Genomic DNA, 21,164 nt, shown 5'->3' on the forward strand with positions numbered 1-21,164 from the left:
CCGAGCGTTCCGTTCAGGCCGAAACCTTGCGCAAGCTCCGGACTGAAATAGAACTCGCCGCCCTCCCAAAGCCGTGCGCCCAGAAATGTCGTTGTCGTCCAGGTGGCCTGCAACTGGCCGGCTGCGGGAAGGCTGGCCGGGCTTGAATAGGGCGAGTGGATCGGCCCATAACCTGGGGCAGGAACGTCGTTTGCGCGTGGACATTCCAATCGTTGGATTCAGGCAGCGCCATCTTACCGCTCCCTCGCTTCATCCACGGCCTATCGCCGAACTGGTAGTTCAGGCCGAGCTTGAACAGGTGGATACGCGGATCGACGTTGACATTGGCGAGGCCAAAACCGCTTAGATCGTACGTCTGACGTGCTAGATCGACATACTCGTACTCGGCCTTTGCGGTCCAATTGCCACTGACTGCGAATTCGAGGCCGAGTCCAGCGGCCCAGCCGGTCTGGTAGTGGCCGACCGGAAACTGAGCCTCGCCGATCGCGTTATTGACGTTGATATGGGTATATCCCCAGGCGAAGCCGCCGGTGGCGTAGGGCATCAATCGCCCAAATGCTTAACCGATAAGGCCGCGCACAGCGCCGAAATAGTCGATCGTCGTGTTAAAGGCCGATCGCGCCCGCGTCAGCGCGGGGGCATCCAGTGGGCTTGTGAAAGTGGCATCCGCCTCGATACCGAGCACCAGACGGTTTGCGAACTGACGGTTGTAACCAACCTGGTAGCCACCGGTCAGTCCGGTCGCGCTGTGAGGCCGCAGGACGCTCTGCTCAGGCAGTGGATGGGTACCGGGCCCAAAGTTCGCCTCACCGTAGCCAAAGTGCCCGCCGACATACAACCCCGTCCAATCGGACGGCGCCTTGGCCGGCGGCGTTTTCAGAGCCTGCTCGGCGGCCAGAAGCGGAGACCCGCTCAGGAAAACACTCACGCTTCCGATCGTCAGAACCTGCTTCATTTCCCCACTGGTGCCTTAGACCCTCCTGAGACCGGCCTTTGACTCGGAAGCGAGGAGATCCGAGAGCCCGGATCCTCGATTGAGCGTCAGCATCGTGGCCCCAGCGACAAAGACCTCAAACTGATCGCACCACTCGCACTGCCGAGGGTACGGATCGATCACTACAGAGGACGTGGATTGGTGCACCAGGATCGGCGATTAAAAGTTGGCCAACGAACCGGCAGCTGGAGCGGTCCGCAGCGATCTTATCGAGGGGCACGGGTCCAAATTTCGCTCCCGCACAGAGCGCCTGCGCATCCACGCACTTCCAACTGCGCTGGATCAATTTGCGTTATCGTGCTGCTATAGTGCCGTCCATCGTCCGCGTTGTAAATCTGACCGGACCAAGCGTTCGATGCCGACGGTTGCATACCGACGAAAAGCGGAAGTCCAATAATGGGACGTTTCTTGAGCGACGGATCTGAGTTCTTGTCATCGGTTTGAGGTTGGCCAGTGGCACTGTCGATCGGTTGCTTCAGCCAAACAATCTTGCCGCAGATTCCAGATCCGCATTGGCTGAGATGCACCCTTGCATCGCCGGCGCGCGTAAGCCAGACCCCAAAGGGACCGACTTTTGTCGCGGCCCCCGCGTCATCAGCAAAGAGCAGTACAACTATGAGCGCAAGCCATGAGATGGAGGCGCGCGCAGATCGCAAATCGTTTCGCATGCGAGATGAACCTGTCATTGAGAATGGCCGGACGAAACCGCTTCAGCAACGGCGCCGCGCGGATCGAGGATGCGATTCCGCGCGAGAGGACTAGAGGGCATCCGCTGAACATTACCACAGCGTGACGAACGACCCGGTCCCGTTGAAATCACAACGCCAAACGACAAGGCGAGCGCACCTTTGAGCCCTTGTCGGTCTTTGTTATGGAGTCCAGGTAACACAGCTGCAATCAAAACATCGCAGGGTCGATTGTGCGCAGCCGCCTAACGAATTCGGCCGGCCAATGGATTCGCTGTACAAATATCGGCAAGCTTGCAGCGGAAAGTTGATAGGATCGTCGCGACCATGCAGAGCGAGGGGGGCCGACCCGCTTCCTCTATCTCTTCGGCTTGCTTGGCGATCGGTTGGAGAAGCGCACCGCTACAGATCCGTGGCTGTTGTTGCAGCAATGGTGCGGTATCGTCACGGCCTATCTGGAAAAGGAGCCGCCGGACAGCTCCGTAGTGGAGCGCCTGGCGCTCATGAGCATCAGCTACAACGATCAATGGATCGCGCAGGCCCTCGGTCAGATCGAGCGCGATCCGACGGTGCTCGATCGACTGTACGCCGCCTATCCCGCCTGGGTCGATGTGGTTGAGAGCGTTGCGCAGGCAGGAGAAAAGCTGCCGTTGAGAAAAGAGCGACTGGGGACCTGATTGCGAGGCGATCGCGAAGGACTGGTACAAACGTCGTACACGTTTGGCATCGGCCAGCAGCCGGCGGCACAGTCGGATCAATGCGATCGACTACGCCAGCGGATCATGCAGGAGCCGGAGAACCGACGCCGTCAAAAGGTTAGGCCGCGACCTGATGACACGTATCGTTCGCTGTACCGTTCACTGCGGGTTCTCGGGCCGGAGCAAGCCTGAGGCCCGCATTCTTGGATCACCCGCAGGATATACACGCCCGGCGGGATCACTTGTGGCAGCGAGGCCGCTGAGCTCCATCGGAGCCGCTTCGTGATGGTGTTCGCTCACTTCTCCTTGCGTGTGGCTGTTCCGACGAGCGCGTCCATTCGGGTCTCTATGATGGCTTGACCTGGCCGGACACCCTAGCCGCAATGCCGGCGTTCAACTTTCTTCCCCTGGCGGCTACGCCGCCACTCATCGCGAGACAAGAAAGTTACCCGCCCGGCATCCGCAAGCTTGTGCTGGAAGTAATAGATCGGCTTCAGCAGGAAAGGCGCGCAATCTAAGCGATGATAATTCTGATGCCCATTCGCTCGATCGCGCTTGCGTCAGCGTCTGCAAGGCCGTCGTCGGTGATGAAGGCATGGATCAAGTCAAGTCCGCCAAGTCGCGTAAAGGAGTTTCGGTTCACCTTGGTGGAATCCGCGACGAGATAGACCTCTCGCGCTGCCTTGATCATCGCCTGCTTGATCGGGAGATCAGCGAAACTGGGATAGGTCAAGCCCGCTTCGACGGAAACGCCTGCCGTCGCGAGGAAGAGCTTCGATGCGAATATGTTCTCAAAGTACTGGCCCGACTTTTCACCACTGAGTGAGAGCGTCGGTGCTTTGAAATGCCCTCCCGGCATATGGACTTCGAAGGAAGGAATTGCACCAAGCGTCAGAGCAATGTTGAGCGCGTTAGTAATCACCGTCAGGCCTTGCCGCTCGAAGAGGTGATTGGCGACCTCTGTCGTCGTCGACCCGGCATCCAAGATGATTGTCTCATGATCCTGGACCAGGCCGGCCGCGACCTTACCGATCTTTCGCTTCCGATCCATGTTGGCGAGGTGCTGGAGCGACAGGGTTTGCACCTGCAGTGGCACAGATTTCAGGTAGGCTCCCCCGTGATCGCGGGTGATGAACCCATCCTGCTCCAGCCGTTCGAGGTCCTGACGCACGGTAACCTCGGAAACACCGAAGGCCGTACTCAAGTCTCGCACCCTGGCGCTGCCTTCTTCCTGAAGCCATTCGAGAATCTTCGCTCGACGGGGCTCTGCCAATAAAGCGCTGCGCGGTTCAGCCGCATCGCTAACAGCAGTTCGCCGCACCGACTTCGGCGACGGCCGCCTGTTCGCAGACAATTTGGTCCTACCCGCCATCGCTCGTTTTTCCCACGAAAGGAAGGTTTAGCGGCTGTTGCCGGCGTCCATGTCCGCGCACGCCATCGGAAAGTTCCTGTCCGGGTTGGGCCAGGAGAGCCGATTCGAAGGCGACGAGGATCCCTTTAGAGATAGCCCGGTTGCGACGCGCGGCCAAGGACAATCCAATGGTAAACGAACGAAATCGAAAAAAATCGAAACCTAATATTGACCAAATGTAAGAAATCGTGCTTCCGTTCGTTAAAATACGAAACCGTCAGCGGCATGATTGCCGTCTGCGAGGGAGGAGCTCGATGCGAGCTTTTAGGAGGCCGGTCACTCTGGGCCTGCTGGTCGGTAGCAGGCTGTTCTTCAATGGCGCCCCCGCGCTTGCGGCTCGCGAGCAGGCCCTGGCACAATTCGAGAAACTAGGCATAAAAGTCAAAACCTTGCCAGCAGACGCGACCGAGAACGGTGCTGTTCAGTCGCGTAAGGATGCTGCCCTTTATGCGGATTTCTTTCGTTCGCAGCGGGACGACATCGATGGTCTTGCGATCCTGCTGCCGAATTTCGGAGACGAGGTGGCGGTTGCCGAATGCGTTTCCCGCGCCGCGCTCAATGTCCCGATCCTGTTGCAGGCGAGCAATGACGAGGTCGACAAGGTCGATGTCCATCACCGCCGCGATGCCTTCTGCGGCAAGATCTCGGTCACCAACAATCTCTATCAGTACGGCATCCGCTTCACCGATACGTCGCTTCACACGGTCGATGTCGATGGTGAAACGTTTGGTGATGATCTCAGTCGCTTCGCCGCGGTCTGCCGTACGGTCCGGGGATTGAAGAATGCGCGGATCGGCGCGATCGGCGCGCGCACGCCTCCGTTCCACACGATGCGCTACAGCGAGAAGTTGCTGCAGGCCTCGGGCATCACGGTGGTCACCGTCGACCTTTCGGAAATCATTGCGTCTGCATCCTCGCTTTCTGAGGCGGATCGCGACGTCAGGGCGAAGCTCGACGAGATCTTCGCCTACGGCTCGATCCCCAAGACGATCAAGCGCGAGAACATCGCCAAGCAGGCCTGCTTCTCGATCGCGGTCGACCGTTGGATCGAGGAAAACGACTGCGATGCGTCGTCGATCCAGTGCTGGCGCAGTATCCAGGACAACTTCGGCTGTGCATCCTGCCTCTCCATGAGCATGATGGGCGAGAAGCTGATGCCGAGCGCCTGCGAGGTGGACGTGATGGGCGCGATCTCGATGTACGCCCTCGCTCTGGCATCCAAGGCGCCGCCAGCCATTCTCGACTGGAACAACAATTACGGCAGCGAGCGCGACAAATGTGTTTGCACACACTGCGGCAACTTTCCCAAGAGCTTCATCGGCGACACGCCGGAGATTTCCAATCTCGACGTGCTCGGCGAGGTGATCGGGCGCGAGAAATGCTTCGGTGCGGTCAAGGGCAAGGTGAAGGCCGGGCCGATGACGTTCTTCCGGCTTTCCACGGATGATCGCCATGGCATCATCAAGGCCTATGTCGGGGAAGGGGCCTTCACGGACGATCCGTTCCCGATGGACGGCGGCATCGCCGTCACCACCGTGCCCAACCTGCGTGGCCTGTTGAGTTTCATTTCCCGCAACGGCTTCGAGCATCACGTCGCGATGGTCCGTGGCAAGCACGCCGCCATCGTCGAGGAGGCGATCGTCAACTATCTCGATTGGCCGCTTTATCGCCATGAGCGGCCGGAGCCGGCGATACCGGTTCTGGTGCGCTGAGCGCGTTGCAATCCTTCGGAGACTTCACGTGTCTACTTCTCATCCACGCGCCGAGTTGACGGTCGCAAAGGCGCGTCAAATTCGACGGCTCGCGCTCGGAATGGTGTATCGGGCCAAGCAGGGACACCCGGGCGGTGACATGTCGGTGACCGACATCCTGGCGACGCTCTATTTCGGCGCCCTTCGTGTCGATCCCGCTAATCCCAACGACCCCAAGCGCGACCGCTTCATCCTGAGCAAGGGACATTGCACCGGCGCGTTCTACGCAACGTTGGCCGAGAAGGGCTTCTTTCCGCTCGATCAGCTCGATACCTACATGCAGCCATTGTCGAAGCTGAACGGCCATCCCAATCGCAACTACACGCCGGGCGTCGAGACCAACACCGGGCCGCTCGGTCACGGCATGCCCGTCGCCGTCGGTGCGGCAATTGCGGGCCAGATCGACCAGGCGGACTACCGCGTCTTCGTCGTGGTCGGCGATGGTGAGTTGCAGGAGGGGAGCAATTGGGAGGCGGCCCTGACGGCCGGCCATCGCAAGCTCGCCAACCTCACGCTCATCATCGATCGCAATGGTCTGCAACAGGGGGCGCGCACCGAGGACACCGCTGCGCTCGAGCCCCTTGCCGACAAGTGGCGTGCCTTCGGCTGGGACGTCGTCGAGGTCGACGGGCACGACCATGATGCGCTGCTGTCGATCTTCACCGCGCCCACGGCGGGGCGAACGAAACCTCTTTGCGTGCTCGCTCGAACGCACAAGGGGCAGGGAATTTCCTTCATGCGCGATCAGGTGTCCTGGCATCACGGCGTTCCCAATCAGGCGCAATACGAGCTCGCATTGCAGGAGATCGGCCAATGAGCGCAGAGATTAACGCCGCCGGTCGCTATGATTGCCGGGAGGCCTTTGCCAAGACGATCGAGGCCCTCGCCGAGAAGGACGAGCGCATCGTTGCGGTCGTCAACGATAGCGTCGGGTCCAGCAAGCTGGTTGGTTTCCAGAAGCGGTTTCCGAACAGGCTGATCAATGTCGGCATCGCCGAGCAGGCCATGGTCGGCGTTGGCGCCGGCCTCGCCAATGGCGGCAAGGTGCCGTTTGTCTCCGGCGCGTCCTGCTTCCTGACCGCGCGTGCGCTCGAGCAGATCAAGGCCGATGTCGCCTACACCAATACCAACGTCAAGCTCTGCGGCATGTCGAGTGGCGTTGCCTACGGCGAACTCGGGCCGACGCACCACTCGATCGAGGATTTTGCCTGGCTGAGGTTGCTTCCGAACCTGACGATCACCGCCCCGTCTGATCGCTGGGAAACCGAGCAGGCGGTCAAGGCGGCCGCGGCCACCGAAGGTCCGTTCTTCCTGCGCATCAGCCGTATGGCGGTGCCCGATCTCGTGCGTCCCTCCGACGCGATGTTCCAGATCGGCAAGGCTGAAACCTTGAGGCAGGGGCGCGACGCGACGATCATCGCGAATGGTGTCATGGTCTCGCGGGCCATTGAAGCAGCAGATCAGCTCGCTGCCTCGGGGATGAACGTTCGCGTGGTCAATATGGCGTCGATTGCGCCGCTTGACATCGAGGCGATCCGGTCTGCGGCCGAGACCGGTGCGATCGTCACGGCGGAAGAGCATTCGGTGAGAGGCGGATTGGGCGGCGCGGTCGCCGAGGTGGTTGCGACCTCGTGTCCGTGCCGTCTTCGCATCCTGGGCTTCCCCGGGTTCCTGCCGACCGGCTCACCTGAATTCCTGCTCGAACGCTACGGCCTGACCGCAAGCGGCATCGCTGATGCGGTTCGTCAAACCATCGAAGCGAGAAAGGCGGCATGACTTCCGGCGTTCTCGCCATCGACCAGGGCACGACGAACACCAAGGCGCTCTTGATCGACGCCTCGGGCATCATCGTCGCGCGCGCATCTGTTCCGGTGGCGGTGACCCATCCCCAGCCCGGCTGGGCCGAACAATCGGGGGAGGCGATCTGGCAGTCGGTTCAGGCTGCGGTCGACGAGTGCTTGCGGGTTCGTTCCGACGTCAAGCTCGCCTCGATCGGCATCTCGAACCAGCGTGAGTCCGTGCTGCTCTGGGATCGCGCGACCGGAGATGCGCTTGGTCCGTGCGTGACCTGGCAATGCAGGCGGTCCACCGAACGGCTTGCGCCGCTGCGCCGTCCCGAGGTTGAGACGCTTGTCGCCGGCAAGACGGGGCTCGGCCTCGACCCGCTGTTTCCAGCCGCAAAAATAGGCTGGCTGCTCGACAATGTCGCCGGGGCGCGCGCTGCGGCGAAAGCCGGAACCGTCTGTGCGGGTACCGTCGATTCCTGGCTGTTGTCGAAGCTGACCGGCGGCAAGGTACACGCAACCGATTTCAGCAATGCGTCCCGCACGCAGCTCTTCGACATTCACCGGCTTTGCTGGGACGACGAGCTCGCCCGTCTCTTCGATGCGCAGATCGCGTTGCTGCCGCAGGCGCTGCCCTCGGACAGCGTGTTCGGCGTGACAGTGGCCCAGGGGGCCATCCCCCAAGGGCTCACTGTCGGCGCGATGATGGGCGACTCGCATGCCGCGCTCTATGGCCACGGAATTCGCGCGCCGGGCGCCGTGAAAGCGACCTATGGCACCGGCTCTTCGCTCATGACGCTCACCGAGCGTCCCGTCCTGTCGCGCAACGGACTTTCGTCGACGATCGCGTGGGGTGTCGGCGGCAATGTCGCCTATGCGCTCGAGGGCAACATCTCCGTTTCAGGGCAAGCCGCGGCCTTCGCGACCTCGTTGCTCGGGCTGCCCGACGAAGCCGCGCTTGCGCGGCTGGCGCAATCGGTCGAGTCCAGCGACGGTGTGTTCTTCGTGCCGGCCTTGGCTGGGCTCGGAGCCCCGCATTGGCGAGCCGACGTCCGCGGCCTCTTCACCGGCATGTCGCTTTCGACGCGGCCCGCGCACTTCGCGCGGGCAACGCTCGAGGCCATCGCGCTGCAGATCTACGACGTCTTCGTGGCGATGCAGGCCGATCGCGGAATGCAGCTTTCGGCTTTGTCGGCCGACGGCGGTGCGTCACGGAACGATCTCCTGATGCAGATCCAGTCCGATGTCCTGCAAAAGCCGGTGCGCCGGAGCCGCGTCGCGGAACTCAGCGCGATCGGCGCCGGAATCATGGCTGGAATCCGTGCGGGCCTATGGAGCGAGGAGCATGCGCTCTCGGGCTTGATCACAGAGGCTGATGTTTTTGCACCGACGGCGGGCGAAAGCTCGCGCGATCGGCTGGTTGCGGGGTGGCGATCTGCGATCGACCAGGCCATCGCCGGGACGAGGAGATGATGCGTGAGGAGCTTCCCCTCCGCTGGAGGGGTTGGGAAAGCGCCGCCACAGGCGCTCGAGTAAGAGAAGAGGAGGAAACGAAATGAAATGGCTGAAGACCATCGGCTGCGCGACATTCGTGCTTGCCGCGCTGACCGGCGCGAATGCGCTCGCTGCCGGCAACGGCAAGCTGATCGTGATCATTACGCCGCCGCACAACAATCCGTTCTTTGCGACCGAAGCGAATGGTGCGGAAGCCAAGGCTAAGGAACTCGGCTACGACACGCTTGTGCTGTCGCATGACGATGACGCCAACAAGCAGAACCAGTTGATCGACACGGCCATCGCCCGCAAGGCGGCGGCGATCATTCTCGACAATGCCGGCGCCGATGCGTCGATCGAGGCCGTGCAGAAAGCGAAGACCGCCGGCATCCCGAGCTTCCTCATCGACCGCGAGATCAACAAAACCGGAATTGCGGTCGCCCAGATCGTGTCGAACAACTACCAGGGGGCCAGCCTCGGTGGTCAGGAGTTCGCGAAGAAGATGGGCGAAAAAGGACCCTATGCGGAGCTTGTCGGCAAGGAGTCGGATACCAACGCGGGCATCCGTTCCAAGGGCTACCACGACGTGCTCGATCAGTTCTCTGACCTGAAGCTTGTGGCCAAGCAGAGTGCCAACTGGAGCCAGACGGAAGCCTATTCGAAGATGGAGTCGATGCTGCAGGCGCACCCCGAGATCAAAGGCGTGATCTCCGGCAACGATACCATGGCGATGGGCGCCGCCGCAGCGCTGCAGGCTGCACACCGGGACGATGTGATCGTGGTCGGCTTCGACGGATCGAACGACGTGCGCGACCAGGTTAAGGCGGGCAAGATCGCCGCAACCGTTCTGCAGCCCGCTTTCCAAATCGCTCAGCTCGCTGTCGAGCAGGCCGACGCCTATCTGGCCAAGGGATCGACCGGAAAGCCGGAGAAGCAGTCGATCGATTGCGTTCTGATCGCCAAGGACAATGCGGGTAAGTTGAACAACTTCACGCTGGCCAAGTAGCCGTCGGGTGAAGGCTCTTTGCCACGCAATTGTCAGCGGCGCCGTACGCGACGCCGCCGAAGATCTGATTGAGATGTCCTTCGCGCCGAAATAGATCGATGGCTTTCACGCGACGAAACACTCTGGTCCTCATGGTTGCGGCTGCCCTTGGCGGCTGCAAGGTCGTGGCCAATGCGGATCTCAAGGCTGCAAAATCGAAGTCGGCCGATGAGTTCGATGCGAACGGGTATGTCGACAAGATCTGGGCGTCGAAGGTTCTGCCGGATTTCAAGGGACGGGCGATGGAGCTCGATACGCTCCTGACCGATGTGGCGAAGGATCCGGACAAGGCCGGACAGGTTCATGGCCATCGCGAGGGCGATGGCAATCCCTGGACTTATGAGGTCAAAGGCGAGGGCAAGGTGGTGGCCGTCGACACAGCCTCGCGTCACGCCATCGTTTCGGTCGAATCGCAGACAGCATCGGGGCCACGAAAGGTCGATCTTCAGATCGGCCCGGTCGTGTTTGGCACCATGCTGCGCGACGCACTGCCTTTCATCAAGTTCGGCGACTTCGTTAATCAGATCCAATACGCGCAGGTTTCGCGTGCGCTGAACGATCGGGCCAGCAAGAGCGTCCGAGAGTCGTTCGATCCCGCCGATGCGATGGGCAAGTCCGTTGTCTTCTACGCGGCGGCGGTCCTGGGCAGCGACACCATCACCGCGACACCGGTCATCGTCGAGCCGGCGAAGGGAGGCAAGACATGAGTGCCTCCGTCGGCCCTGACAACGACATCATTTTGAAGGCCGAAGGCGTCGGAAAGGTCTTTCCGGGAACCATTGCGCTGCAAGAGGTGGACTTCGAAGTCCGCCGTGGCGCCGTCAACGTGCTGGTCGGCGAGAACGGCGCCGGCAAATCCACCCTGATGAAGATCCTGGCCGGCGCAACCGAGCCGACCACCGGACGGCTCCTGCTCCGTGGGCAACAGGTCAGCTTCCAGTCCGTGCGCGATGCGGCGCGGCAGGGCATCGGCATCATCTATCAGGAGCTCAACCTCTGCCCCAATCTGAGCGTGGCGGAGAACCTCGGCCTGATCGATCCGCCGACGCGTTTTGGTTTCGATATTGACCGTACCCGGCAGGTGGAAAAGGCGAAGGCCTTGCTCGCCAGACTGGAGCATCCGATCGACCCGAGCAGGCTGGTCGACGACTTGCGAATCGGTCAGCAACAGATTGTCGAGATTGCAAAGGCGCTCGCGGCCGACGTCGACGTGCTGATCATGGATGAGCCGACCTCCGCGCTGAGCGCCGCCGAGGTCGATATCCTCTTCAAGGTCATTCGCGACCTCAAGGCGCATGGCGTCGCAATTATCTATATCTCGCATCGTCTCGAAGAGATCATGCGCATCGGCGACTACATCACCGTGCTGCGTGACGGCCGCCGTCAGGCGGACGCGCTGGTCGAGGATATCTCGGTCGACTGGATCATCGAGCGGATGGTGGGTTCGACCAAATTGGCCCTGCAAGAGAAAGCCAGCCGGCTTGGCGGGAACGCGCTGACGGTGCAGGGCCTCTCGCTGCCGCGCGCGGCCGGTGGCTTCCTCGTCGATCACGTCGACTTTTCCGTCCAGGCAGGCGAGATCGTTTGTTTCTATGGATTGCTCGGCGCTGGACGGTCCGAGTTGTTCGAATGCCTGATGGGTCTGCAGCCGCAAGCCGTCGGGCGGATCGAGATTGGTGGCAGAGATCTCTCAGGCCTATCCATCTCGGACCGGATCAAGCGCGGTCTGGTCTTGGTGCCTGAGGATCGGCAGCGCGACGGTCTCGTCCAGACGCTGTCGGTTCGCGCCAATCTTTCGCTGGCAAGTTTGCGCCGTTTTACTCGGTTTTTCTCGCTCGATGCAGCGAGCGAGAAATCGGAAGCGCGCGACATGATCAAGCGCATGACGATCAAGGTCTCATCGCCCGAGGTCGAGGTCACGGCCCTGAGCGGTGGCAACCAGCAGAAGGTAGTCATCGGCAAAGGCCTGATGACGGGCCCCTCCGTCGTTCTTCTGGACGAGCCGTCTCGCGGCGTCGATGTCGGCGCCAAGGCCGAGATCTTCAGGGTGATGCGCCAGCTGTCCGATGCGGGATTGGCGGTCATCTTCTCGACCTCCGATCTGAAGGAGGCCCTCGGCTATGCCGATCGGATCGTCGTGATGTCCCGCGGCCAGATTGCGGCGGAATACTCCCGTGACGAAGCGACCGAAGCGGCCCTGGTCGAAGCCTCGACGGCGGCGTTCCCGGCTCAGGAAAGGCTGGTGTCATGAGCAGCGAAGCGCTCCCGACGGTCAAGTCCGATCCATCGAAGCGCAGACGGCCGCTTGCCCTGCTGCTGATGAGCTTCCGGACCTTCATCGCGCTGATCGTGGTATTCGTCTTCTTTGGCGTTACGACCCCGAACTTCCTCGACGTTCCGACGCTGATCATCGTAGCCAAGCATGTGGCCGTTAATGCGATCCTCGCCATCGGCATGACGTTCGTGATCCTGACCGCCGGCATCGATCTGTCGGTGGGCTCCATCGTCGGTATCTCCGGAATGATCGCCGGGGCGCTCCTGACGCGCGGAATTCCGCTGGATGTGTTAGACGTCACGATCTTTCCGAACGTCATCGAGACCATTGCGATCTCGCTCGGGGTCGGCGCCGGCGTCGGCTTGATCAACGGATTGCTGATCACCGGGCTCAACGTGGCGCCGTTCATCGCGACCCTCGGAACACTGTATGTCGCCCGCGGCGCGGCGTTGCTGATTTCAGACGGCGCGACCTTTTCGAATCTGGTCGGTGATCCCAATCTCGGCAATACAGGCTTTCCGTTCCTGGGCTCCGGCACACTGCTGGGCGTTCCGGTTTCGATCGTCGCGCTCGTGATCTTCGCCGCGGTCGCTGCCTATGTCGCGGGGCGGACGCCGTTCGGGCGGCAGGTCTATGCAGTCGGCGGAAACGAGCGTGCGGCGGCCCTCTCGGGCGTGCGCGTCAACCGAATCAAGGTGTGCGCCTACATGATCTCAGGCTTTTGCGCAGCGTTCGCGGGCCTGGTCATCGCCTCCGAACTGGTCGCGGCCCATCCGGCGTCGGGCGAGACCTTCGAGCTCAATGCGATTGCTGCTGCCGTCCTTGGGGGAACATCCCTCTCGGGAGGCCGCGGCACGATCGCAGGGACGCTGATCGGCGCCTTTGTGATCGGCGTGTTGTCGGACGGTCTCGTGATGCTCGGCGTCAGCTCGTTCTGGCAGATGGTCATCAAGGGCATCGTCATCATAGCCGCCGTTGTCCTCGATCAGATGCAGCGCCGGATGTATCGGCGCTTCGCCCTCGAGGCGCAACTGGGATGACGGTCTTTGGAAGAGGTGCGATCGAAGGTCGACTTGCCGACCTCGGGTTAATTTGAATCAACGGGAGGAAAGTATGAAAATATTGAGATACACGATAGCAATTGCCGGTGCGCTTGCGGCCCTGACGACTGCGAATGTACGCGCCGACGAGCTAGTCATCTGGAGCCGCACCAACGGCCCCGCCGAAGACAAGGCCCTGAAGCAGATCTTTTCGGAGTTCGAGGCCGCCAATCCAGGCGTTACCATCAAGATGGAGACGCGGTCGGTCGACGAACACAAGTCCGCGCTTCGCATCGCTGCGGCGTCGAAGGCCGGCCCGGACCTCTACTACATGTGGGCGGGCCTCGGGCTCGGCGGCGAATTCGTAAAGGCTGGAATGAGTGCGCCGGTCGACGAGTACTATGCGAAATACAAGTGGAACGAGAGACTGCGTCCACTGGCGGATGCTTACACCACGCTCTATCCGCCGAACCGGCATGGCGTGCCGTATCAGCTAAACGGTGAGGCGATCTACTACAACAAAGAGCTGTTCAAGAAGGCCGGCATTGCTCAGCCGCCGCAGTCTTATGACGAACTGGTGGCCGCCGCCGCCAAGCTCAAGCAGGCAGGCATCCCCGCCATCACGTTTGGTGGCAGCGTGAATTGGCACGTCATGCGCTTGATGGACGTCCTGTTGGAGACGAAGTGCGGCGCGAAGGCTCATGATGCGCTGATCGCCATGACGGTCAAGTGGAGCGAGACGACGTGCGCGACCGATGCGTTCAATGAGTTCCACAAGTGGACGAGCGAATACACGCTCAAGCCATTCATGAGCTACGACCAGACCCAGTCCCGCAAGCTGTTCGAAGCCAATCGTGCGGCCATGATGCTCGAGGGCGACTGGATGGCGAACCAGCTGCGTACGGAGACCAAGACGCCTCAGGAGTTCGGCGTGTTCGCGTTTCCGACGGGGACCGATCGGCTCTACGGCTTCGGCGTGAACTTCTACATCAATCCAAACGGCAAGAAGGATCTGGCCGCCAAGTTCCTGGACTACTTCGTGTCCGACAAGGTCCAGCAGGAGAATTTGGGCGCATTCGGTCCCCTCGGCGTAAACAAGAACGTCGCTCCGAAGAATCCGGATGTCTTCGACAAGGCGTGGTTCGGCCTGTTCGACCAATACAAGGCGAGCTTTGTCAACGGCGACCAGGGCTTCCCGCTCGATGTCACCACGGAATACTGGCGCATCATCAATGCAGTTGCGACGGACACGATGGAGTCCGGCAAGGCGGCGGCGGCCTTGCAGGCCTTCATCGACAAGCGAGGGTGACAATGGTGGTCGTCCCGTCGGACACGATCGTTCTTCCCCGACGTAGCTGGCGGGACGGCCTAACGTCTGCGCAGGCGCAGGGTTGGATCCTGCTCGCGCCTGCGCTCGCTATCTATGCCGGGTTCGCCCTGTATCCGATGATCGAAGTCTTCGTGCTCAGCTTCCAAAAATGGAACGGGCTTTCGCCAGCGCGCGAATTCGTGGGCTTCGCCAACTACATCTTCATCTTCAGGGACGATCCCGTCTTCTGGATGGCGCTCGGCAATACCGTGATCTGGACAGCACTCGCCATCGTCATCCCGCCGATCCTGGGCTTCCTTCTCGCGCTGGCGTTGAACCAGGCGCTGCCTGGCCGCAATGCCCTGCGCGCAGTGTTTTATCTGCCCGTGGTCATCGCGCCGATCGCGGTCGCGACGATGTGGAAATGGATGTACGATCCATTCTTCGGATTGTTCAGTACCCTGCTGACCGATATCGGATTTCAGTCATTCATCCCGGATTGGCTGGGCAACAGAAGGATTGCGCTCTACTCGATCTTCGCCGGCTACGTCTGGCAGCATGCGGGATTTTCGATGGTGCTGTTCCTGGCAGGCCTTCAGGGTGTCTCGGATTCCCTGGTCGAGGCGGCTCGCATGGACGGCGCGAGCCGGTTCCAGGTGCTCAGATATGTGATTCTTCCGGCGCTGCGCACGACGACGACCGTGGTGGTCGTCCTCTCGCTGATCCAGTCCTTGCGGGCATTCGACATCGTATACGGCATGACGCTCGGCGGCCCGGCGCAGTCGACCCAGATGCTGGCGCTATGGGCATTTACGCAGTCGATGCAGATCCATGATTTCGGCAGGGGGGCAGCCGTGGCGGTCGTGCTGCTACTGATGACCATCGCTGTCATCATTCCCTATCTCCTGTGGCGAGCGAGAAACGACAAGGCGCAGGGGCGAAGCGCATGAGCGCGGCGACGGCTCCGTTCCGGCAGATGGGATCTGATCGTATCGACCCGCTTCTGGTCGTTCTATGGATCGTGCTGATCGTTCTGGCGTTGATCTGGATCGCGCCGGCCGTGTTCATCGTGTCAACCTCACTGAAGTCAACGCAGGACGTGATGGGCGGAGGTGCATTCGCCCCGCCCACGAAGGTCTACTGGCAGAACTATGCATCGGCCTGGGAGCGAGGCCGGTTCAGCACGACGTTCCTCAACAGCGTCATCGTCACCTTTGTGAAGGTGCCGATCGGCTTGGCGTTCTCGGCGATGGCCGCCTACGCGCTGTCGCGGATCAAGTTGCCTTACGGGAAGGGCTTCCTCGCCCTGTTCGTTTTCGGCACCATGCTGCCGTTCCAGGTCATGCTCGCGCCGCTGTTCTCCGTCGTGAACGGCATCGGGGCCATTAACACCTTCATTGGTCTTTGGCTGCCCTATATCGCCTTCGGCGTGCCGTATCAGGTGTTCATCCTCCACGGCTTCTTCAAGGAGGTCCCGGAGGAGCTGAGCGAGGCGGCCATCGTCGACGGCGCCTCGCATTTCACCATCTTTCGACAGGTGTTTTTGCCCATTTCGCTGCCGGTTCTTGCTGCCTTGTTCATCCTGGATTTCGTGGCGACTTGGAACGAGTTTGCGATGGCTCTCGTGATCCTGCTCAATAACAGGAACTGGACGTTGCCGCTCGCGCTCATGGGATTTCAGGGCGAGTTCGGCAGCGACTACGGGCCGCTCAACGCGGCCATCGTCACGACGGTCGTTCCGGCCGTCGTCGTTTATCTTATCTTCCAACGTTATTTCGTCGGCGGGTTGACCGCAGGCGCAGTCAAGGGGTGAGCCGTGAAGCAGCAAGTCGCATTGTGGGATGTTTTCGAGGTTGAGCTGAAGGGGGCGGACCTCGCCAATCCGTTTTCCGACGCCTCGCTGAGCGCGGTATTTTCGTTTGGAAACAGGCAGGTGGTTGCGAAAGGATTTTACGACGGTGACAGCACGTGGCGGATCCGCTTCATGCCCGACACCGAAGGCGAATGGCGCTTCACCACGGAGTCGAACCGGCCCGAACTGAACGGTCGCGAAGGCTCCTTCATCTGCAGCCCCGCGCGACCAGGCTTACATGGACCTGTGCGCGTCAGAAACCAGTTTCACTTCGCCCATGCCGATGGCACGCCGTATTTCCCGTTCGGGACGACCTGCTACGCCTGGACGCATCAGCCGCTAGCGATGCAGGAGCAAACCCTCGAGACCCTTCGCGCCGCGCGGTTCAACAAGATCCGCATGTGCGTCTTCCCGAAGCACTACATCTACAACAATAATGAGCCACTGATGCCGATGTTCGAGGTCGGGGCCGACGGCAAGGAGGATTTCGACCGCCCCAATGCCGCAGCTTTCCGTCACCTCGATGCGCAGGTTTCAAAACTCCGCGAGATGGGCGTAGAGGCGGACATTATCCTGTTTCATCCCTACGATCGCTGGGGTTATTGCCTGATGGGTGAGGACCGGGACACGCACTACCTTCGCTATATCGTTGCGCGTCTGTCCGCCTATTCCAATGTCTGGTGGTCGCTCGCGAACGAGTACGACTTCCTCATCGACGTCAAGCCGGTCGAGTACTGGGACCGTCTTTTCCATGTCGTGGAGGAGTGCGATCCCAACCGGCACATCAAGTCGATCCACAACGGCAATCCCAATATGAACTTCGACCATCGGAAGCCGTGGGTCGATCACGTTTGCATCCAGAATTGGGACGTGAAGCGCACCGCGACCTGGCGTGACACCTGGGGCAAGCCGGTCATCAACGACGAGCCCGAATACGAAGGCAACATTCCGCGCCCTTGGGGAAACATTTCCGCCCAGGAGCTGGTCAACCGCTTCTGGATCACGGTGATGCGCGGCGGCTACGCCGGTCACGGCGAGACGTTCATGCATCCACAGGATCTGCTGTGGTGGGCAAAGGGAGGCGTGCTTCGCGGCGAAAGCTGGAAACGGATCGCGTTCCTGCGGGACCTTCTCGAGCAGGATGTGAAGCGAGGGCTCACGCCTTATACGCCGGCCAATTCTCGGGGCGAGTTCAATCGCATCTCCGGCGCTCACGACGGTGACGTGCGGTATCTCTATTTCGGCGAGCATCAGCCGCGTGAGTGGGCGGTCGGGCTGCCGATGGAAGATGGAGATTACGACATCGACCTGATCGACACCTGGGAGATGACGATCACGCCTCTCGAGAAGGCACCGCTTCCGGTCTCGCCGCCGCTGCGTGGTCATCTCGGTGTCGTGCACAATGCCGGACCCGAGGCGGCATTCGGTGTTCGCTTGCATGGCAAGCCCTGGCAGGCGGTTCGGGTTCGAACGCGCAAATCGTAACGGTAAACCGAGAAATTAGGCCGATTTGAGCGCTATCACGGCAGCATTGCGCCCTCCAGCGTTCTGGTTCATACCGCTATTTACATGGAACTCTTATGGCAGTACGGACGATGGCGCATTCTATTCCCGACGTGTTGAAAGCCTTTGCCGCCGGCGAAATCGTGGTCGTGACCGATGACGACGATCGCGAGGGCGAAGGCGATTTGATCGTCGCTGCTTCCCTTTGTACCCCCGAAAAGATGGCCTTCATCGTCCGGCACACCTCGGGGATCGTATGCGCGCCCGTCACAAGCGAGGATGCGCGTCGGCTCCGTCTCGATCCAATGGTCGCGCACAACGACTCGAACTACTCGACGGCGTTCACGGTCTCGATCGACTACAAGCCGGGCATGACCACGGGCATCTCGGCGGAGGAGCGTACCGCCACATGTCGCGCGCTGGTCAATTCGAATGTGGGACCCAATGATCTCGCCCGTCCGGGCCATATCTTCCCGCTCATTGCCCGCGATGGTGGCGTCCTCCTGCGTTCTGGTCATACTGAGGCGGCGATCGATCTTTGCAGGTTGTCGGGCCTGCCGCTCGTAGGCGTTCTCAGCGAGCTGATGAATGACGACGGCACCGTGATGAAGGGCGCGCAGGTCGCCGCCTTTGCGCAGAAGCACAATCTCAAACAGCTAACCATTGCAGAGCTGATTGCCTATCGCCAGGCCCGAGAAAAGCTCATCGAGAGGGTGTCGTCCTTTGTGGTGGACAGCCCCATCGGCCCGCTCGAGGGCCATGCCTATCGTTCGCCGTTCGATTCCATCTATCATCTTGCCCTGGTGTACGGGAACATAGGCGACGGCAAGAACGTGCTGACCCGGTTTCACAAGCCCAACATCGTCAAGGATTTGTTCGGTGGTCCGCTGAAGGTCGTGAAAGCTCTGGATCATTTCAAGAAGCGTAAGTCCGGTGTGCTGGTTTATCTTCGAGACGGTGCTGCCGGTGTGCCGGTTGAGCCCTTGGCAGACCAGAGTTCGGTGGACGCCGACCGGAACAGGCAATGGCGAGAGGTCGGCGTCGGCGCGCAAATTCTGCGTGATCTCGGTGTCTCTTCGATCTGCAACCTTTCCTCATCCGTCCACGAGTATAAGGGCCTCTCGGGATTCGGGATCGAGATCGCGGGAAGCGAGCCTTTCGAAGGCTGAAGGTGGAGCAGTCAAAGGCGCCCCGATAGATCTGGCTGCCCGGCGGTCAGCTGAGACGAGTGCGACCGCAAGTCGTGGGTTGTGCGTCGCGGCGCCTACCTACGGACCGGAATGTCGTCCCATAACTGAAGGAAGATGTCACCACTCCGTTCGCGTGGTCTTGCGGCGATGTTCGCTTACTCCTCTTGCGTACTGGCTGTTCCGAGGAGCGCGTCCACTCGGGTCTCTATGATGGCTTGACCTAGCCAGACACCGGCTGCGCGTACGGTCCTCCATATGATCAGATCAATCCCTCCCGGGATCGCGACCATCGCAAGCTGCGGGGCCAATCTCGGCGCTTCCTACCCAACGGATCGCGTCTTACTCACTGAACGAGTAAGGAAAGCCGGAAAATGATCTGCGTACTCTGACCAGGACAAGCGACGTCTATAAATTCCACCAGTGAATCGAGGCTGCTGCGGCTGGAAGCATATCGCGACTTGAATCGAGCGCATGTCGGGTTGTGGCCCAGGTCGTGTGAAAACTCCGCCTCTGCTATTGTTCTCCAATGAATCGGTGGGACGAGCGATGGCGGGATTCGTGGAAGGGGTTGATCGCGGTCAGAGCACGTTGTTCCCCGCGCTGCTCGACGACTACGTGACCGAGGACAATCCGGTGCGTGCGGTCGATGTGTTCGTCGACGGGCTCGATCTGGATAAGCTCGGCTTCGTTGGCGTCCAGCCATTCGAGACGGGGCGACCCGGCTACCATCCCGGCATGATGCTCAAGCTCTATATCTACGGCTACCTCAATCGCGTGCCGTCGAGCCGACGCCTGGAACGGGAATGCCAACGCAATATCGAGATGATCTGGCTGACCGGGCAGTTGGCGCCGGACTTCAAGACCATCGCGGATTTCCGCAAGGACAATGGCAAGGCCATTCGTGAGGTCTGCCGCGAGTTCGTCGCACTGTGCCGCAAGCTTGATCTGCTTGCTGCAGCGAGCGTCGCCATCGATGGATCGAAGTTCAAGGCCGTCAATGCGCGGGACAAGAACTTCACCGAGGCGAAGATGAAGCGGCGCCTGGAGCGGATCGACGAGAGCATCGCCCGGTATCTGTCGCAGCTCGAGACCGCCGATCGGCACGGCGATGCGGTGCCTGCGGCGAAGGTTGAGCGGTTGAAGGGCAAGATCGAGAAGCTCAAGGAGGAGATCGTCCGGCTCACCGCGATCAATACGGAGATGATGAAGAGCGAGGACAAGCAGATCTCGCTGACTGATCCTGACGCGCGGTCGATGGCGACAAGTGGCAAGGACACCGGGATCGTTGGCTATAACGTGCAGATTGCAGTTGATACCCAGCATCATCTCATCGTGGCTCACGAGGTGACGAACGTGGGTACCGATCGCCACCAACTCGCCAACATGGCCAGGCAGGCGCGCGACGAGATGGCTGTCGAGACGCTCGAAGCCGTGGCAGACCGCGGCTATTACGATGGAGAGGAGATCCGGGCCTGCGAGGAAGCCGACATCACAGTGACGTTGCCGAAGCCGATGACTTCGGGCGCCAAAGCTGCTGGCCGGTTCGGCAAACAGGACTTCGTCTATGTCGCCGCCGACGATGTTTATCGCTGTCCCGCCGGCGAGCGGCTAACTGATCACTATACGAACGTAGAGGATGGAAAGATACTGCGCCGCTATTGGACAGGCACCTGCAAAACCTGCGCGCTAAAAGCTCAGTGCACGACAGGCACTGAGCGCCGCATCTCACGCTGGGAGCACGAGGCCGTTCTGGAGAAAGTTCAGGATCGGCTCGACCACAACCCCAATGCAATGGGTGTCCGCCGTCAGACAGCGGAGCACCCGTTCGGCACGTTGAAGTGTTGGATGGGAGCTACGCACTTTCTCACGAAAAAGCTGCCAAAGGTGGCCACCGAGATGGCGCTCAACGTGCTCGCCTACAACATGAAGCGCGTGATGATGATCGTGGGCGTAGCCGGATTGCTGGAGGCGATGCGGGCGTGAGGCTGGCCCCTGCGCGACCAAATCGGCGCCTACATGAAGCTCCTGGCTGCCACTGAGATGACCGGGGGCGATCCCACCGAATTGGAAGCTCGGCGGCCGCGAATGCGCCGGCGCGCCCCAAGTTGCGTGATTTTCACACGGCCTGGGCC

19 protein-coding genes are annotated in these 21,164 nt (G+C 60.9%); 15 read left to right on the forward strand and 4 right to left on the reverse strand.

What is annotated here, in order from left to right:
• Positions 1-13: 13 nt before the first annotated feature.
• The 3 genes from AYJ54_RS53950 to AYJ54_RS46975 all read right to left on the reverse strand — a co-directional run bounded on the left by AYJ54_RS53950 (position 14) and on the right by AYJ54_RS46975 (position 1,680).
• The gene (locus AYJ54_RS53950) at positions 14-544 is read right to left on the reverse strand and encodes an outer membrane protein (RefSeq protein WP_245328956.1); all 531 of its coding nucleotides are present in this window, start codon (positions 542-544) and stop codon (positions 14-16) included.
• 15 nt (positions 545-559) lie between these two features.
• On the reverse strand, positions 560-955 hold the full coding sequence (locus AYJ54_RS52185; protein WP_245328957.1) for a hypothetical protein: 396 nt from the start codon (positions 953-955) through the stop codon (positions 560-562).
• A 245-nt stretch (positions 956-1,200) separates the two neighbouring features.
• Complete coding sequence (locus AYJ54_RS46975) at positions 1,201-1,680, reverse strand: DUF2147 domain-containing protein (RefSeq protein WP_430641420.1); 480 nt, start codon at positions 1,678-1,680, stop codon at positions 1,201-1,203.
• Between the two features lie 386 nt (positions 1,681-2,066).
• Here AYJ54_RS46975 and AYJ54_RS09725 point away from each other — a divergent pair, with 386 nt between their 5' ends.
• The gene (locus AYJ54_RS09725; RefSeq protein WP_245328958.1) at positions 2,067-2,357 is read left to right on the forward strand and encodes a hypothetical protein; all 291 of its coding nucleotides are present in this window, start codon (positions 2,067-2,069) and stop codon (positions 2,355-2,357) included.
• A gap of 535 nt (positions 2,358-2,892) precedes the next feature.
• Here AYJ54_RS09725 and AYJ54_RS09730 read toward each other — a convergent pair.
• A complete protein-coding gene (locus AYJ54_RS09730) occupies positions 2,893-3,750 on the reverse strand; it encodes a DeoR/GlpR family DNA-binding transcription regulator (RefSeq protein WP_082905569.1) in 858 nt (285 codons plus the stop codon).
• A 293-nt stretch (positions 3,751-4,043) separates the two neighbouring features.
• Between AYJ54_RS09730 and AYJ54_RS09735 the strand changes: the two genes are divergently transcribed.
• The 14 genes from AYJ54_RS09735 (at position 4,044) to AYJ54_RS09800 (ending at position 21,015) form a co-directional block, all read left to right on the forward strand.
• Positions 4,044-5,501 (forward strand): L-fucose/L-arabinose isomerase family protein, encoded by a 1,458-nt coding sequence (locus tag AYJ54_RS09735; protein WP_063698684.1) that lies wholly within the window; start codon positions 4,044-4,046, stop codon positions 5,499-5,501.
• A 100-nt stretch (positions 5,502-5,601) separates the two neighbouring features.
• Positions 5,602-6,357, forward strand: a complete 756-nt coding sequence (locus AYJ54_RS09740; RefSeq protein WP_245328965.1) for a transketolase — start codon at positions 5,602-5,604, stop codon at positions 6,355-6,357.
• On the forward strand, positions 6,354-7,316 hold the full coding sequence (locus AYJ54_RS09745; protein WP_063698688.1) for a transketolase family protein: 963 nt from the start codon (positions 6,354-6,356) through the stop codon (positions 7,314-7,316). The genes AYJ54_RS09740 and AYJ54_RS09745 overlap by 4 nt, the downstream gene beginning before the upstream one ends.
• The gene (locus tag AYJ54_RS09750) at positions 7,313-8,797 is read left to right on the forward strand and encodes an FGGY family carbohydrate kinase (RefSeq protein ID WP_063698690.1); all 1,485 of its coding nucleotides are present in this window, start codon (positions 7,313-7,315) and stop codon (positions 8,795-8,797) included. Before AYJ54_RS09745 ends, AYJ54_RS09750 begins: the two co-directional genes overlap by 4 nt.
• Positions 8,798-8,879: 82 nt before the next feature.
• Complete coding sequence (locus AYJ54_RS09755) at positions 8,880-9,824, forward strand: D-ribose ABC transporter substrate-binding protein (protein WP_063698691.1); 945 nt, start codon at positions 8,880-8,882, stop codon at positions 9,822-9,824.
• 98 nt (positions 9,825-9,922) lie between these two features.
• Positions 9,923-10,570, forward strand: coding sequence for a DUF2291 family protein (locus AYJ54_RS09760; protein WP_082905571.1), 648 nt, complete (start codon positions 9,923-9,925; stop codon positions 10,568-10,570).
• Positions 10,567-12,114, forward strand: a complete 1,548-nt coding sequence (locus tag AYJ54_RS09765) for a sugar ABC transporter ATP-binding protein (protein ID WP_063698694.1) — start codon at positions 10,567-10,569, stop codon at positions 12,112-12,114. Before AYJ54_RS09760 ends, AYJ54_RS09765 begins: the two co-directional genes overlap by 4 nt.
• Positions 12,111-13,178: an ABC transporter permease gene (locus AYJ54_RS09770; protein ID WP_082905572.1), complete on the forward strand. Its 1,068-nt coding sequence runs from the start codon at positions 12,111-12,113 to the stop codon at positions 13,176-13,178. Before AYJ54_RS09765 ends, AYJ54_RS09770 begins: the two co-directional genes overlap by 4 nt.
• Before the next feature lie 73 nt (positions 13,179-13,251).
• Complete coding sequence (locus AYJ54_RS09775) at positions 13,252-14,487, forward strand: ABC transporter substrate-binding protein (protein WP_063698696.1); 1,236 nt, start codon at positions 13,252-13,254, stop codon at positions 14,485-14,487.
• 2 nt (positions 14,488-14,489) lie between these two features.
• Positions 14,490-15,437: a carbohydrate ABC transporter permease gene (locus AYJ54_RS09780; RefSeq protein WP_082905573.1), complete on the forward strand. Its 948-nt coding sequence runs from the start codon at positions 14,490-14,492 to the stop codon at positions 15,435-15,437.
• Complete coding sequence (locus tag AYJ54_RS09785; protein ID WP_063698698.1) at positions 15,434-16,300, forward strand: carbohydrate ABC transporter permease; 867 nt, start codon at positions 15,434-15,436, stop codon at positions 16,298-16,300. Before AYJ54_RS09780 ends, AYJ54_RS09785 begins: the two co-directional genes overlap by 4 nt.
• Positions 16,301-16,303: 3 nt before the next feature.
• Positions 16,304-17,824, forward strand: a complete 1,521-nt coding sequence (locus AYJ54_RS09790) for a DUF5060 domain-containing protein (protein WP_063698700.1) — start codon at positions 16,304-16,306, stop codon at positions 17,822-17,824.
• 110 nt (positions 17,825-17,934) lie between these two features.
• Complete coding sequence (ribB, locus tag AYJ54_RS09795) at positions 17,935-19,011, forward strand: 3,4-dihydroxy-2-butanone-4-phosphate synthase (protein WP_063698702.1); 1,077 nt, start codon at positions 17,935-17,937, stop codon at positions 19,009-19,011.
• Positions 19,012-19,578: 567 nt separating this feature from the next.
• The gene (locus AYJ54_RS09800) at positions 19,579-21,015 is read left to right on the forward strand and encodes an IS1182 family transposase (protein ID WP_063696054.1); all 1,437 of its coding nucleotides are present in this window, start codon (positions 19,579-19,581) and stop codon (positions 21,013-21,015) included.
• The last annotated feature ends 149 nt before the right edge of the window (positions 21,016-21,164 follow it).

It is taken from the genome of Bradyrhizobium centrolobii, assembly GCF_001641635.1.
Classification (GTDB): Bacteria; Pseudomonadota; Alphaproteobacteria; order Rhizobiales; family Xanthobacteraceae; genus Bradyrhizobium; species Bradyrhizobium centrolobii.